The sequence below is a fragment of the Enterobacter sp. JS8-1 genome (assembly GCF_049187015.1).
Classification (GTDB): domain Bacteria; phylum Pseudomonadota; class Gammaproteobacteria; order Enterobacterales; family Enterobacteriaceae; genus Enterobacter; species Enterobacter mori.
Genome location: NZ_CP185805.1, coordinates 770,125 through 784,852 on the forward strand (window position 1 = coordinate 770,125; position 14,728 = coordinate 784,852).

General features: G+C 54.8%; 15 protein-coding genes. 8 read left to right on the plus strand and 7 right to left on the minus strand.

All coding sequences use genetic code 11. The features are described from left to right. The first annotated feature begins 56 nt into the window (after positions 1–56). From ftsZ to mutT, 5 genes are all read left to right on the plus strand, one after another. Positions 57–1,208, plus strand: coding sequence for a cell division protein FtsZ (gene ftsZ / locus ACOQH0_RS03695; RefSeq protein ID WP_008501978.1), 1,152 nt, complete (start codon positions 57–59; stop codon positions 1,206–1,208). A gap of 101 nt (positions 1,209–1,309) precedes the next feature. Continuing rightward, positions 1,310–2,227, plus strand: a complete 918-nt coding sequence (lpxC, locus tag ACOQH0_RS03700) for a UDP-3-O-acyl-N-acetylglucosamine deacetylase (protein ID WP_010426966.1) — start codon at positions 1,310–1,312, stop codon at positions 2,225–2,227. Positions 2,228–2,504: 277 nt separating this feature from the next. After that, positions 2,505–3,008 (plus strand): secA translation cis-regulator SecM, encoded by a 504-nt coding sequence (gene secM / locus ACOQH0_RS03705; RefSeq protein ID WP_029484933.1) that lies wholly within the window; start codon positions 2,505–2,507, stop codon positions 3,006–3,008. A 59-nt stretch (positions 3,009–3,067) separates the two neighbouring features. After that, complete coding sequence (secA, locus tag ACOQH0_RS03710) at positions 3,068–5,773, plus strand: preprotein translocase subunit SecA (RefSeq protein WP_421511565.1); 2,706 nt, start codon at positions 3,068–3,070, stop codon at positions 5,771–5,773. Between the two features lie 57 nt (positions 5,774–5,830). Then, complete coding sequence (mutT, locus tag ACOQH0_RS03715; RefSeq protein ID WP_421511566.1) at positions 5,831–6,223, plus strand: 8-oxo-dGTP diphosphatase MutT; 393 nt, start codon at positions 5,831–5,833, stop codon at positions 6,221–6,223. Positions 6,224–6,257: 34 nt separating this feature from the next. On the opposite strand, the gene yacG is transcribed toward mutT, so the two are convergent. The 3 genes from yacG to coaE are packed head-to-tail and all read right to left on the minus strand — an operon-like array spanning position 6,258 to position 7,825. Beyond that, positions 6,258–6,452: a DNA gyrase inhibitor YacG gene (gene yacG / locus ACOQH0_RS03720; protein WP_421511568.1), complete on the minus strand. Its 195-nt coding sequence runs from the start codon at positions 6,450–6,452 to the stop codon at positions 6,258–6,260. A gap of 9 nt (positions 6,453–6,461) precedes the next feature. Next, positions 6,462–7,205 carry a cell division protein ZapD gene (gene zapD / locus ACOQH0_RS03725; RefSeq protein WP_010426958.1) on the minus strand — a complete coding sequence of 248 codons (744 nt, stop codon included), beginning with the start codon at positions 7,203–7,205 and terminating at the stop codon, positions 6,462–6,464. Beyond that, complete coding sequence (gene coaE, locus ACOQH0_RS03730; protein WP_089599178.1) at positions 7,205–7,825, minus strand: dephospho-CoA kinase; 621 nt, start codon at positions 7,823–7,825, stop codon at positions 7,205–7,207. The genes zapD and coaE overlap by 1 nt, the downstream gene beginning before the upstream one ends. Positions 7,826–8,053: 228 nt before the next feature. Between coaE and ACOQH0_RS03735 the strand changes: the two genes are divergently transcribed. Beyond that, positions 8,054–9,097, plus strand: a complete 1,044-nt coding sequence (locus ACOQH0_RS03735) for a GMP reductase (RefSeq protein ID WP_089599177.1) — start codon at positions 8,054–8,056, stop codon at positions 9,095–9,097. Between the two features lie 43 nt (positions 9,098–9,140). Here the strand turns inward: ACOQH0_RS03735 and hofC are convergent, their stop codons facing one another. The 4 genes from hofC to nadC all read right to left on the minus strand — a co-directional run bounded on the left by hofC (position 9,141) and on the right by nadC (position 13,214). After that, positions 9,141–10,325: a protein transport protein HofC gene (hofC, locus tag ACOQH0_RS03740; RefSeq protein WP_421511569.1), complete on the minus strand. Its 1,185-nt coding sequence runs from the start codon at positions 10,323–10,325 to the stop codon at positions 9,141–9,143. After that, positions 10,315–11,697 (minus strand): type II secretion system protein GspE, encoded by a 1,383-nt coding sequence (gene gspE, locus ACOQH0_RS03745; RefSeq protein WP_421512323.1) that lies wholly within the window; start codon positions 11,695–11,697, stop codon positions 10,315–10,317. Before gspE ends, hofC begins: the two co-directional genes overlap by 11 nt. A gap of 12 nt (positions 11,698–11,709) precedes the next feature. Continuing rightward, positions 11,710–12,147, minus strand: coding sequence for a prepilin peptidase-dependent pilin (ppdD, locus tag ACOQH0_RS03750; protein ID WP_010426947.1), 438 nt, complete (start codon positions 12,145–12,147; stop codon positions 11,710–11,712). A gap of 173 nt (positions 12,148–12,320) precedes the next feature. Continuing rightward, positions 12,321–13,214, minus strand: coding sequence for a carboxylating nicotinate-nucleotide diphosphorylase (nadC, locus tag ACOQH0_RS03755; RefSeq protein WP_010426944.1), 894 nt, complete (start codon positions 13,212–13,214; stop codon positions 12,321–12,323). An 87-nt stretch (positions 13,215–13,301) separates the two neighbouring features. Here nadC and ampD point away from each other — a divergent pair, with 87 nt between their 5' ends. Both ampD and ampE read left to right on the plus strand, forming a co-directional pair. After that, a complete protein-coding gene (gene ampD / locus ACOQH0_RS03760) occupies positions 13,302–13,853 on the plus strand; it encodes a 1,6-anhydro-N-acetylmuramyl-L-alanine amidase AmpD (protein WP_010426943.1) in 552 nt (183 codons plus the stop codon). Between the two features lie 9 nt (positions 13,854–13,862). Then, positions 13,863–14,717, plus strand: a complete 855-nt coding sequence (gene ampE / locus ACOQH0_RS03765; protein WP_042718216.1) for a beta-lactamase regulator AmpE — start codon at positions 13,863–13,865, stop codon at positions 14,715–14,717. Positions 14,718–14,728 lie beyond the last annotated feature (11 nt).

Below are 14,728 nucleotides of genomic sequence, written 5' to 3' on the forward strand. Positions count from 1 at the left end.
AAGAGACCGGAGAGAATTAGCGGTCTCGGGCGACAGGCACAACGGAGAGAGAAATTATGTTTGAACCTATGGAACTGACCAACGACGCGGTGATTAAAGTCATCGGCGTCGGTGGCGGCGGCGGTAACGCCGTAGAGCATATGGTGCGTGAACGCATTGAAGGTGTTGAATTCTTTGCAGTTAACACCGATGCGCAGGCACTGCGTAAGACGGCAGTTGGCCAGACTATCCAGATCGGCGGTGGCATCACCAAAGGGCTGGGCGCTGGGGCTAACCCGGAAGTCGGTCGCAACGCGGCTGAAGAAGATCGTGAAGCCCTGCGTGCTGCACTGGAAGGTGCGGATATGGTCTTCATCGCAGCGGGCATGGGCGGCGGTACCGGTACTGGTGCAGCACCTGTAGTGGCTGAAGTGGCAAAAGATTTAGGTATCCTGACCGTTGCTGTCGTGACCAAGCCTTTCAACTTCGAAGGCAAGAAGCGTATGGCTTTCGCGGAGCAGGGTATCACCGAGCTGTCCAAACATGTGGACTCTCTGATTACCATCCCGAACGACAAACTGCTGAAAGTTCTGGGTCGCGGTATTTCCCTGCTGGACGCCTTTGGCGCAGCAAACGACGTGCTGAAAGGTGCGGTTCAGGGTATCGCTGAACTGATTACCCGCCCTGGTCTGATGAACGTTGACTTTGCAGACGTTCGTACCGTGATGTCCGAAATGGGCTACGCGATGATGGGCTCTGGCGTGGCGAGCGGTGAAGACCGTGCAGAAGAAGCGGCTGAAATGGCTATCTCTTCTCCACTGCTGGAAGATATCGATCTGTCTGGTGCGCGCGGCGTGCTGGTCAACATTACCGCTGGCTTTGACCTGCGTCTGGATGAGTTCGAAACCGTGGGTAACACCATCCGTGCGTTCGCCTCTGACAACGCTACCGTGGTAATCGGTACCTCCCTTGACCCGGAAATGAACGACGAACTGCGCGTCACTGTTGTTGCCACCGGTATCGGTATGGACAAGCGTCCTGAGATCACGCTGGTCACCAACAAACAGACTCAGCAGCCGGTGATGGATCGTTACCAGCAGCACGGTATGTCTCCACTGACTCAGGAGCAGAAACCGGCCGCGAAAGTGGTAAACGACCCGACTCCACAAACGGCAAAAGAGCCAGATTATCTGGATATCCCGGCGTTCCTGCGTAAGCAAGCTGACTAGGAATTGGCTGGAATTTGGGGATTTTCGCTCTTTGTGCTAAACTGGCCCACCGTTAGTGATATACACTCTCGGTTGGATAGTTAATTTGGCGAGATTATACGATGATCAAACAAAGGACACTTAAACGTATCGTTCAGGCGACTGGTGTCGGTTTACATACCGGCAAGAAGGTCACCCTGACGCTGCGCCCTGCGCCGGCCAATACCGGGGTCATCTATCGTCGCACCGACTTGAATCCACCGGTAGATTTTCCGGCCGATGCCAAATCTGTGCGTGATACAATGCTCTGTACTTGCCTGGTGAACGAGCATGACGTGCGGATTTCTACCGTAGAGCACCTGAACGCCGCCCTGGCGGGTCTGGGTATCGACAACATTATTGTTGAAGTCGATGCACCAGAAATCCCGATCATGGATGGTAGTGCTGCACCGTTCGTCTATCTGTTGCTGGATGCCGGCATCGAAGAACTGAACTGCGCGAAGAAATTTGTTCGCATCAAAGAGACCGTTCGTGTCGAAGATGGCGACAAGTGGGCTGAATTCAAACCGTACAATGGTTTCTCGTTGGACTTTACCATCGACTTTAACCACCCGGCGATTGACTCCAGCACTCAGCGCTATGCGATGAACTTCTCTGCTGATGCGTTTATGCGTCAGATCAGCCGTGCTCGTACGTTTGGCTTTATGCGTGATATCGAATATCTGCAGTCCCGCGGCCTGTGCCTGGGCGGTAGCTTCGATTGTGCCATCGTTGTTGACGATTATCGCGTACTGAACGAAGACGGCCTGCGTTTTGAAGATGAATTCGTTCGTCACAAAATGCTGGATGCGATCGGCGACCTGTTTATGTGTGGTCACAACATCATTGGTGCATTTACCGCGTTTAAATCCGGTCATGCGCTGAACAACAAATTGTTGCAGGCCGTCCTGGCAAAACAGGAAGCCTGGGAATATGTGACCTTTGAAGACGAAGCTGAACTGCCGCTGGCCTTCAAAGCACCAAACATGGTTCTGGCGTAACGGTCTATACCGTTCGTAAAAAATCGACTGGTTAACCTGGTACTCTCTCCGACCAGGAAGGCCAGTCGTTTTTATTTTTACACTTCTTTGTTTTCCCCGGTTTATCCTCACGCCCGTCTGGCGTAGAAAATCTGTGCGTTAGCTGCATTCTTGACCGTTTTTCCCTGCTGCATTACGTCATTCCTGCTGCTGCGCATTGGCTTTAGTGGTAATATCTGGGCGCTAAAAAGAATAACTGAACTCAGCCTCTGCAAGGCTGGCTTATTGGGTGGAGCAGGTGAGCGGAATACTGACGCGCTGGCGACAATTTGGCAGACGTTACTTCTGGCCGCATCTCTTATTGGGGATGGTCGCGGCGAGCCTCGGCTTGCCTGCGCTCAGCAACAGTGCTGAAGCGGCAACACCAACAAAAACCTCCACCACCAAGCACGATCTCACCACGCGGGTTAATTTTACCAACCTCGCACTGCTTGAAGCGAATCGCCGCCCAAACTTCTCGGTTGATTACTGGCATCAGCACGCCATCCGCACGGTTATCCGCCATCTGTCCTTCGCGATGGCACCGCAGACCATGCCTGTTGCTGAAGAGACGCTGCCGGTTCAGGCTCAGCATCTTGCTCTGCTGGACACGCTCAACGCGCTGCTCACGCAGGACAGCCAGCCGCCGGTCATGGTTCGTCAGACGGCGCAATTCGCATTCATTCCGCCAGCCACATTTTCTGTCTCGACATGGATAAGCCAGGTTCATGGCATCCGTGCCGGACCGCAACGCCTCAGCTAAATTAACCTTATTTCAATACTTTAATTTATCTGCCCATCTGGGGCGTTTGAGAATTTATTATGTTAATCAAATTATTAACCAAAGTTTTTGGTAGTCGTAACGATCGTACCCTGCGCCGTATGCGTAAAGCTGTTGCCCTCATCAACGGTATGGAACCGGCGATGGAAAAGCTGTCAGATGACGAGCTGAAGGCGAAAACGGCGGAGTTCCGCGCGCGTCTGGAAAAAGGCGAAACCCTGGAAAGCCTGATCCCGGAAGCGTTCGCTGTCGTGCGTGAAGCGAGTAAACGTGTTTTCGGTATGCGTCACTTCGACGTGCAGCTGCTGGGTGGTATGGTGCTCAACGAGCGCTGCATCGCGGAAATGCGTACCGGTGAAGGTAAAACCCTGACCGCGACGCTGCCCGCTTACCTGAACGCACTGACCGGTAAAGGCGTTCACGTCGTTACCGTCAACGATTATCTGGCACAGCGTGACGCCGAAAACAACCGTCCGCTGTTTGAATTCTTAGGCTTGACCGTGGGCATCAACATGTCCGGTCTGCCTGCACCAGCCAAGCGTGAAGCGTATAACGCAGACATCACCTACGGCACCAACAACGAATACGGCTTCGACTACCTGCGCGACAACATGGCGTTCAGCCCTGAAGAGCGCGTACAGCGCAAGCTGCACTATGCGCTGGTGGATGAGGTGGATTCCATCCTGATCGATGAAGCGCGTACCCCGCTGATCATCTCCGGTCCGGCCGAAGACAGCTCTGAAATGTACCGTAAAGTCGACAAAATCATTCCGCACCTGCTGCGTCAGGAGAAAGAAGACTCCGATACCTTCCAGGGTGAAGGTCACTTCTCTGTTGATGAAAAAGCGCGCCAGGTTAACCTGACCGAACGTGGTCTGGTTAAGATTGAAGAACTGCTGGTGGCTCAGGGCATTATGGAAGAGGGTGAGTCTCTTTACTCTCCAACTAACATCATGTTGATGCACCACGTGACGGCCGCACTGCGCGCGCACGCGCTGTTCACTCGCGATGTTGATTACATCGTTAAAGACGGTGAAGTGATCATCGTTGATGAACATACCGGCCGTACTATGCAAGGGCGTCGCTGGTCTGACGGTCTGCACCAGGCGGTTGAAGCGAAAGAAGGCGTTGATATTCAAAACGAAAACCAGACGCTGGCGTCTATTACCTTCCAGAACTACTTCCGTCTGTACGAGAAGCTGGCAGGGATGACCGGTACTGCAGATACCGAAGCGTTTGAATTCAGCTCTATCTACAAGCTTGATACCGTGGTTGTTCCTACCAACCGTCCGATGATCCGTAAGGATATGCCGGATCTGGTGTACATGACTGAAGCGGAAAAAATTCAGGCGATCATTGAAGATATTCGCGATCGTACCGCGGCAGGCCAGCCGGTGCTGGTGGGGACCATCTCCATTGAGAAATCCGAAGTGGTTTCCAACGAGCTGACCAAAGCGGGCATTAAGCACAACGTTCTTAACGCCAAATTCCACGCCAAAGAAGCAGATATCGTTGCGCAGGCGGGTTATCCGGCGGCCGTGACCATCGCGACCAACATGGCGGGTCGTGGTACCGATATTATGCTGGGCGGTAGCTGGCAGGCCGAAGTGGCGGAGCTGGAAAACCCAACACCAGAACAAATTGCGCAGATCAAAGCCGACTGGCAGGTGCGTCACGATGCCGTGCTGGCATCGGGTGGTCTGCACATCATTGGTACCGAGCGTCACGAATCTCGTCGTATCGATAACCAGCTGCGTGGCCGTGCGGGCCGTCAGGGTGATGCCGGTTCTTCTCGCTTCTACCTGTCTATGGAAGATGCGCTGATGCGTATTTTTGCCTCCGACCGCGTGTCCGGCATGATGCGTAAACTGGGTATGAAGCCTGGCGAAGCGATTGAGCACCCATGGGTCACCAAAGCGATTGCTAACGCGCAGCGTAAAGTGGAAAGCCGCAACTTCGATATTCGTAAGCAGCTGCTGGAATATGATGATGTTGCCAACGATCAGCGTCGTGCGATCTATACCCAGCGTAACGAACTGCTGGACGTGTCCGACGTGAGCGAAACCATCAACAGTATCCGTGAAGACGTGTTCAAAGCGACTATCGATGCGCATATTCCTCCTCAGTCTCTGGAGGAAATGTGGGATATCGAAGGTCTGCAGGAACGTCTGAAAAATGATTTCGACCTTGAACTGCCAATCAAAGAGTGGCTGGACAAAGAGCCTGAGCTGCACGAAGAGACGCTGCGTGAACGTATCTTCGAAACTGCGCTGGACGTGTACAAGCGTAAGGAAGAAGTCGTTGGAGAAGAGATGATGCGTCACTTCGAAAAAGGCGTGATGCTGCAGACGCTCGACTCCCTGTGGAAAGAGCACCTGGCGGCGATGGACTACCTGCGCCAGGGTATCCACCTGCGCGGCTATGCGCAGAAAGATCCGAAGCAGGAGTACAAGCGTGAATCCTTCTCCATGTTTGCCGCTATGCTGGAATCGCTGAAGTATGAAGTCATCAGCACCCTGAGCAAAGTTCAGGTGCGTATGCCGGAAGAAGTAGAAGCGATGGAGCAGCAGCGTCGTGAAGAAGCTGAGCGTCTGGCACAGATGCAACAGCTGAGTCACCAGACTGACGAAAGCGAAGCCGCAGCGGCGATCGCAGCGCAGACTGGCGATCGTAAAGTGGGTCGTAACGATCCGTGCCCATGTGGTTCCGGTAAAAAGTACAAGGCGTGCCACGGCCGTCTGAGCTAAGACGTTAACAACTCGAAAAGGCGCAGATTACTGCGCCTTTTTTATGGAAGTCACAATATGAAAACACTGCAAATTGCCGTCGGGATTATTCGCAACCCGCAAAACCAAATTTTCATCACCCAGCGCGCTGCCGACGCCCATATGGCGAACAGGTGGGAGTTTCCTGGCGGGAAAATCGAGTCGGGTGAAACGCCGGAACAGGCGCTGGTTCGGGAGCTTCAGGAAGAGGTGGGGATCACCCCGTTTGGCGCAACGCTGTTTGATAAGCTCGAATACCAGTTCCCGGACAGGCACATCACGCTGTGGTTCTGGCTGGTGGAAAGCTGGGAAGGCGAGCCCTGGGGGAAAGAGGGACAGCCGGGTAACTGGGTTGAGCTAAAGGCAAGTGATGCCGACAAATTTCCTCCGGCAAATGCGCCCGTCATATCCCGCCTGACGGGCAACCTGTAGGCCTGCTAAGCGAAGCGCCAGCAGGCATTAAAGGCTATCGCTGCTCTTCGCTCCAGTCATCACTGTCAGAGAGATCGCCTTCGCTTGGAATGCGTTTCTCTTCCGCGGCCCATTCGCCCAGGTCAATGAGCTGGCAGCGCTTGCAGCAGAATGGGCGAAATGGGCTCACTTCGCCCCAGACAACGGTTTTGCCACAGGTGGGGCATTTTACGGTGGTTACGTCAGACATCGGCACTCCTTAACAACAGGCCAGTTCAAAATCGAGGCGTTCCGGCACGGTGCCATTTTCACTGTCCAGCGGCATAAAGCGAATCGCAAAACGACTCTTATGCCCCGAAATTTGCGGGTAAAGCTGCTCACCCAGCGATAAATTCAGGCGTAACAGATCGGCATCATCCCCGTTATCCTGGTAGAAACCGTTCAGGCTGGTTTGCTTGCGGAACGGGGCTGAGTTACGGATAAGATCGAGGATCAGCGAGAGCGTTTGATTCATTGGCTCCAGGCTTGCCAGCCAGCTGTTCACCTGCGCGTCACGCTGTGCCTGCGGCATATGAAGCCACATGTGCAGGGTCGGCAGGTCGAAGCTGCAGCAACCGCCAGGGATGCTGAGACGCTGGCGCACCAGAGCGATCAGGCGATCTTCACGCAAAAACTGCCCGACGCGCGGCGCGGCCATCAAAATGGCACTGCTGCTTTTCAACTGCTGGCGGAGCGCGTCGATACGGCTCTGGTCTACGCCTGGCACTTCTGTCCATGCCTGTAATTTACGCTGCTGGCGCTCCAGCTCTTTGAGCAATTCTGTGCGGACATCGCCGCGTTCAATCACATCCAGCAGATCGCCAACGTTGCGGAAGAAATGCAGGGCGGTGGCATGATCGTTAACAGGCAGATGATGCGAAAGCTGTTGAATGAGAAATTCGATGCGCAGCCAGGTACGCATTTTTTCGTTAAGCGGGTGCTCAAAAAGGATGTGGGTCGACATTATGGTTTTTCCTGTGCAACGGCCTGCGCGGCGAACGTCAGATACTGCGCGTGCAGACGGGCAACATCCGATGCAATGGCATCTGGTGCGCCGTTATTATCAATAACATCATCCGCAACGGCAAGGCGCTGAGCGCGCGTGGCCTGTGCGGCAAGAATGTGTTCAGCATGTTCACGTGAGACCCGATCCCGCGCCACGGTTCGTAGGATTTGCGTTTCGGGGGAGACATCTATCACCAATACCCGATCGGCTTTATGTTGCAGCTGATTTTCTACCAACAGTGGAACGACCCAGAGCACATAAGGCGAACGTGCTGCGGCAATCTGACGCTGGGTTTCCTGGTGGATAATGGGATGCAGCAGGGCATTAAGCCAGGCTTTTTCTGCAGAATCAGAAAAAATGCATTCACGAAGCTGGCGGCGATTGAGCGTGCCATCCGCATTGAGGATGACGGGACCAAAGTGTGCCTCGATGGCCTTGAGTGCGGGTGTATTTGGCTCTACCACCTGACGGGCAATGATATCGGCATCAATAATCGTGATACCCAGACGAGAAAACGCGTCCGCAACGGTACTTTTTCCACTACCGATGCCGCCGGTTAATGCGACGATATACCCCATTAAATCGAATCCTGGGAATTATTCATTATTAAAATCAATTGGTTGAAATTCAAACTTTCTACCGCGAGTGTTTAGCTCTCGTTACCTGCTTTTTATCAGGTAAATTTATAGGATTGTAGCGTAAAAAAAGAGAATTTCGCAGTCTTGCGGAGCAGGTATTAGTGCGTATGATAACGTCACTGGAGTTGTGCTTTTAACATATTTGCCTCTAACCCCAGGAATCCGCACATGCGTATTGAAGAAGATCTGAAGTTAGGTTTTAAAGACGTTCTTATCCGCCCTAAACGCTCTACACTGAAAAGTCGCTCAGACGTTGAACTCGAACGTCAATTCACCTTTAAACATTCCGGTCAGACCTGGTCTGGCGTGCCGATTATCGCTGCCAATATGGATACCGTCGGTACTTTTGAGATGGCAACGGCCCTGGCACAGTTCGATATTCTTACCGCGGTTCACAAACACTACAGTACCGAAGAGTGGAATGCGTTTGTCGCCTCTGCATCCGCGGATGTGGTGAAGCATGTGATGGTCTCTACCGGCACCTCAGACGCGGATTTCGAAAAAACCAAACAGATCCTGAACGCTAACCCGGCGCTTAACTTTGTTTGCATTGATGTAGCGAATGGTTATTCCGAACACTTTGTCCAGTTTGTCAGCAAAGCGCGTGAAGCCTGGCCGACTAAGACCATCATTGCGGGCAACGTGGTGACCGGTGAAATGTGTGAAGAACTGATCCTCTCCGGTGCAGATATTGTAAAAGTAGGCATTGGTCCGGGTTCCGTATGTACTACGCGCGTGAAAACCGGTGTCGGTTATCCGCAGCTGTCTGCCGTGATTGAATGCGCTGACGCCGCGCACGGCCTGGGCGGTCAGATCATCAGCGATGGTGGTTGCACCATGCCGGGTGATGTTGCGAAAGCCTTTGGCGGCGGTGCGGACTTCGTGATGCTCGGCGGTATGCTGGCAGGCCACGAAGAGAGTGGTGGTACCGTCGTTGAAGAAGATGGCGAGAAATTCATGCTGTTCTACGGTATGAGCTCTGAATCCGCGATGACCCGTCACGTCGGTGGCGTGGCAAAATACCGTGCGGCGGAAGGCAAAACCGTGAAGCTGCCATTGCGCGGCCCGGTTGAATATACCGCGCGCGATATCCTCGGCGGCCTGCGCTCGGCCTGCACCTACGTGGGAGCATCCCGCCTGAAAGAGCTGACGAAACGCACAACGTTTATTCGCGTTCAGGAACAGGAAAACCGCGTTTTCAATAGCCTGTAATACCGCTGGCTGGCGCATGTCCGTGCGCCAGCACTATTCTGTACTATCCCGCACTCATGGCATCCCCCAGATGGAATATCGGCAGATACATTGCGACCACCAGCGTGCCGATAATCAACCCTGTCACAATCAACAACAGCGGCTCCAGAAGCGCAGCCAGATTGTCTGCTTGTTGAAATGTCTGTTCCGTATGGTGGCGGGCAAGGTTCGCCAGCATCACATCAAGCGCACCCGCGATTTCACCGGTTCGAATCAGCTGTATGCACAGCGGTGTAAAGACAGATGCCTGCTGAAAGGCTGACCACACGGGCATTCCTTGCTCGATATGTTCGCGTACCTCCCGCATTTTGGTTTGCCAGTACCCGCTTTCAACCGTCTCTTCCACACTTTCCAGCCCCTGCAAAAAGGCGATCCCGGCTTGCTGGGTTAATGACAGTACGGTAAATATCTGCCCCAATTTTTGCCCGCGCGCCAGTACGCCCATCACGGGCAGATGCAGCAGCATGCGCTGCCAGCGCGGATGCCGTCGTAGTTTACAGGCGGCAACAACCAAAATAAGAAGCAGGGCAAAAAGCGTGACAATGTGCCCCTGAATAGCGGCGGCTAGCCCCATGACAACCTGCGTGAGCCAGGGCAGGGGAGTATTAAACGTGTTATAGATCGCGGCGAACTCGGGCAGCACCAGCGTCACCATCGCCAGCACTACCAGTGCTGCAAGGGTCAGAATGATCGTGGGATAGCGCAGCGCCTTTTTGACTTTTGCTCCGAGCTGCTCCTGGGCTTTTTGTTGCTGTGCGAGCTGGCGACAGCACTCCTCCAGCTTCCCCGTCAGCTCGCCTGTCTTTACCATGGAGACATAAAGCGGGCTAAACACCTCCGGCCATTTATTCATTGACGAAGAAAAGGAACAGCCTCCACAGAGATCGTCAGCAAGGCTGTGAAGCAGAGCCTGCCAATGCTTTAATGGATGCTGTTCCGCCAGCATTTGCAGGCTGTGAGACAACGTCAGGCCAGCCTGCAGCAGCGTCGCGAGCTGGCGAAAGATATCGTAGCAGTGATGACGCTGCCATCGAGGACGCTGCAATGACCGATTGAGCGCCAGCGGATGAAGATGCCGTTGTTCTAAGCTGCTGCAAGCGGATTCTCGACTGATAGCCCACAGCGTGCCCGTGCGGATTTCACCCTCCGCAGTAAGCGCCCGCCATCGCCAGAGTTGATTAACAGCCATCGGGCATTCCCATGACGCGGACTACCTCTTCGATCGTGGTGAGCCCTTCTTCTACAGCCATACAGCCATGCTCAAACAGCGATGTCATTCCCGCCTGACGGGCGCTGCCCTCTATCACTTCTATGGTTGCTCCGCCGGCAATTGCCTGCCGAAGCGTACTGTCGATGGACAGCACTTCAAAAATCGCCACACGGCCATAAAAACCGTGATAACAGCGATCGCAGCCTGTAGGTTGCCAGCGCGGAAGCGGCCTGGGCCAAAGGGCGCGAGGTAATTCTTCACGGCTGCTGGCTTCATGGCGACAGTGGGGACACAGGCGGCGAACCAGCCGCTGGGCAATCACCAGCGAAAGCGCTGAGGAGATCATCCACCGGGCGACTCCCATTTGTTGAAGACGAATAAGCGTCTCCGCTGTTGAATTGGTATGGAGCGTAGACAGCACCAGATGCCCGGTTTGCGCGGCCTTGATGGCGATCTCTGCGGTGTCGCCGTCACGGATTTCGCCCACCATGATGATGTCGGGATCCTGACGAAGCAGCGCCCGCAGCACACTCTGGAAGGTTAATCCTGCTCGGGGATTAATCTGCGTTTGGTTCAACCCGGCAAGCGGTATCTCAATCGGATCTTCCACGCTGCAGATGTTGACGTCCTGAGTGTTACGCGCCTGCAGCGCGCTGTAAAGCGATACGGTTTTCCCGCTGCCGGTGGGGCCCGTCACCAGGATCAAGCCTTGCGGGCGATGAAGGGCCTCGTTAAAGCAGGCTAGCTGTTCGGCATTCATTCCCAGCTTAGCGGGTTCCAGCGCCTGTTGAACCTGATGCAGCAGTCGCAGCACAATTTTCTCACCACCGCTACAGGGGAGCGTAGAGATACGGAAGGAGACCGGCTCGTTGGCTACCTCAACCGTAAACTGACCATCCTGAGGCAAACGGCGCTCCGCAATATCCAGATTGCCCAACACCTTTAAGCGCGCGATGAGCATGATCGCCAGCGCCGCAGAAAGCGGCGGCTGCGGGCAAAGCACGCCGTCGATGCGTAAACGGATCTGGCAGGCGTGCTCCATCGGTTCAATATGAATGTCGGATGCGCGCTGGCTTATCGCCTGCTGCAGCGTGTGGTTGAGGATATCTACCGCGGAGTGCGGTGCTGATACGACGGGGAGATGAGATTGAGATGCCATCTGCCGGTGCTTTTCCATGCGTTCAACGCTCCAGCATTCGATATCAATCCGTTTTTGCGTCGCGAAACGCAATGCTTCCATCAGTTCCTTGCCGGGATTTCCCGCTACGGCAATGCTGATCGTGTCGGTATCGTTGGTCAGTAGCACGGCGTGATGACGCAGGCAGAGTGCGACGAGTTGCTCGGTATTCATCATCCGCTCCCGTTAGTGAGTGTCGAAGCGGAAAACGTCTTCACAGGCCTGCTTGAGCGCGCTGTCAGAGTCGATCTTGCAGTCACGCGTCCAGCCCGTCATACCATTGCCGTCGCTCCAGAGCGGCGTCATGAGAACCTCCAGCCCGTTCAGGCTCTCCTGCCCCGTTAACGACACGACGCCTTTAGCCACGCTCATCGCTGAAACATAACGTGTCGTCGTCGGAGAGGGGATGCCGTTCGTCCCCGCATCACAACGCTCCACGCCACCGTGGTCCAGCGCGCAAAGCTCAATAGCAGTGCGATAAGGGACAAACGTTTGCAGCATATCGGTGAGTGCGGCTTTTCGCAGGTAGTTCTGGTACGCGGGTATGCCGATGGCGCTCAGGATGGCAATTATGCCAATCACCACCATTAGCTCAATGAGCGTGAATCCTTTTTGTCTGTTCATGTCTGCTCCTTAGGTTAAGTGCCGCTACTCTGGCAGTGAGAGGGAGCAGAAACGAGGGGCAAAAAAGGAAACGTGAAGGGGCTTTCAGGGATTTAACGTAGCGTTTCAGGGAAGGGCAAAAGTTTTGCGATGAAGTCTGTGATTCCCCCTTCGCGTGAAGGGGGAGAACGGGATTACTTAAAGCGCATGGAGAGATCGAGAGCCCGCACATGCTTGGTGAGGGCACCTACGGAGATAAAATCAACGCCGGTTTCCGCGAATTCACGGAGGGTATCAAACGTCACGTTGCCGGATACCTCAAGCTGCGCCTGTCCGTTCGTTAGTTTTACCGCCTCACGCATCTGCTCGGTTTCAAAGTTATCCAGCATGATGATGTCAGCCCCGGCCTTAATCGCCTGCTCAAGCTCTTCCAGATTTTCCACTTCCACTTCAACCGGCACGTCCGGGTGGAGCCAGAAGGCTTTTTCCACCGCCTGGCGCACGGAGCCAGAGGCAATAATGTGGTTCTCTTTAATCAGGAAGGCATCTGACAACCCCAGACGATGGTTTGCGCCGCCGCCGCACAGCACCGCGTATTTCAGCGCGGTACGCAGGCCCGGCAGGGTTTTGCGGGTATCCAGCAGCTGCGTGCGGGTACCGGCCAGCAGGTCAACGTAGCGACGTACTTCGCTTGCTACCCCGGACAAGGTCTGGACGAAGTTTAGCGCGGTGCGTTCGCCGGTGAGCAGCACGCGGGACGGGCCATCGAGCTCAAATAGCGGCTGGTTCGCCGTGACGGTGTCGCCGTCCTCCACGTGCCAGGTTACCTGCACATCATCGCCTGCCAGCTGGGTAAAGACCTCTTCAACCCACCGCTTGCCGCAAAAAACACCGTCTTCACGCGTGATGATGACCGCGTGGGAGCGTGTCTCTTTTGGCAACAACTGTGCGGTAATATCGTTGTCGGCGCTGACGTCACCGCCCAGGTCTTCTTTCAACGCATGGGCCACGCTTGCCGGGATATCCATGTTAATACGTTCCAGAAGGGCTTCACGTCGGTGGTCGGGGTTGTAGCGGCGAGGCGGCATGATAAAACTCCAAATTGGTAACGAATCATAATATTGAAACATGCTACTCTGAACCGAGTCATTGCACCATACAGAAGGAGTTCCAGCATGTTGTTAGAAGACGGATGGCTGGTGGATGCGCGGCACGTGCCCTCGCCGCACCACGATTGCCGCCCGGAGGATGAAAAGCCCACACTGCTGGTGGTTCATAATATTAGTCTCCCGCCGGGTGAGTTTGGCGGTCCGTGGATCGATGCGTTATTCACGGGAACGATTGATCCCGATGCTCATCCCTTTTTTGCTGAAATTGCTCATCTGCGCGTATCGGCACATTGTCTGATCCGTCGCGACGGAGAAGTGGTTCAATATGTTCCTTTTGATAAGCGCGCCTGGCATGCCGGAGTGTCGATGTATCACGGGCGCGAACGGTGCAATGATTTCTCCATTGGGATCGAACTGGAAGGCACGGATACCACGCCCTACACCGATTCACAGTATCAACAGTTAGCGGCCGTGACCCGAACGCTTATCGGGCTCTATCCGGCAATCGCTGAAAATATTACCGGACACAGTGATATCGCCCCGGTGAGAAAAACCGATCCCGGTCCGGCTTTTGACTGGTCCCGGTTTCGCACCATGCTCGCCGCGTCGTCAGAATAAGGAGATACCATGACGTTATTTACCATGCTGCTGGTAATGATTGCTGAACGCCTGTTTAAACTTGGCGAGCACTGGCATCTGGATCACCGGCTGGAGGTGATTTTCCGCCGCATTAAGCATTTTTCCATGCTGCGTACGCTGTTGATGATGGCGGGCGTCATGCTTATTACCTTCCTGCTCCTGCGCTCGCTGTACGGGCTGTTTTTCAACGTGCCGCTGCTGGTGGTGTGGATCCTGCTTGGGGTGCTGTGCATTGGTGCGGGCAAAGTGCGTATGCACTATCACGCTTATCTTAAAGCAGCCTCCCGTGACGATGCCCATGCGCGCGGAGCCATGGCGAGCGAGCTGACGATGATCCACGGCGTGCCGCCGGACTGCGACGAGCGCGAGTTTCTGCGCGAGCTGCAAAATGCGCTGCTGTGGATTAACTTCCGCTACTATCTGGCACCGCTGTTCTGGTTCGTGGTGGGCGGTCCGTGGGGGCCGGTACTGCTGATGGGGTATGCATTCCTGCGCGCCTGGCAGACCTGGCTGGCCCGTTACCTGACGCCGCATGAACGCTTGCTGTCAGGTATTGATGCCATCCTGCACGTGCTCGACTGGCTCCCGGTTCGTCTGGTGGGCGTGGTGTACGCGTTAATTGGTCACGGTGAAAAAGCGCTGCCTGCATGGTTCGCCTCGCTTGCCGACCGCCATACGTCGCAGTACCAGGTGTTAACGCGTCTGGCGCAGTTCTCGCTGGCGCGAGAGCCGCACACCGACAAGATTGAAACGCCGAAAGCCGCTGTCTCCATGGCGAAGAAAACGTCGTTCGTGGTGGTTGTGGTCGTGGCGTTGCTGACTATCTACGGCACGCTGGTGTAAGCCAGCGCGCC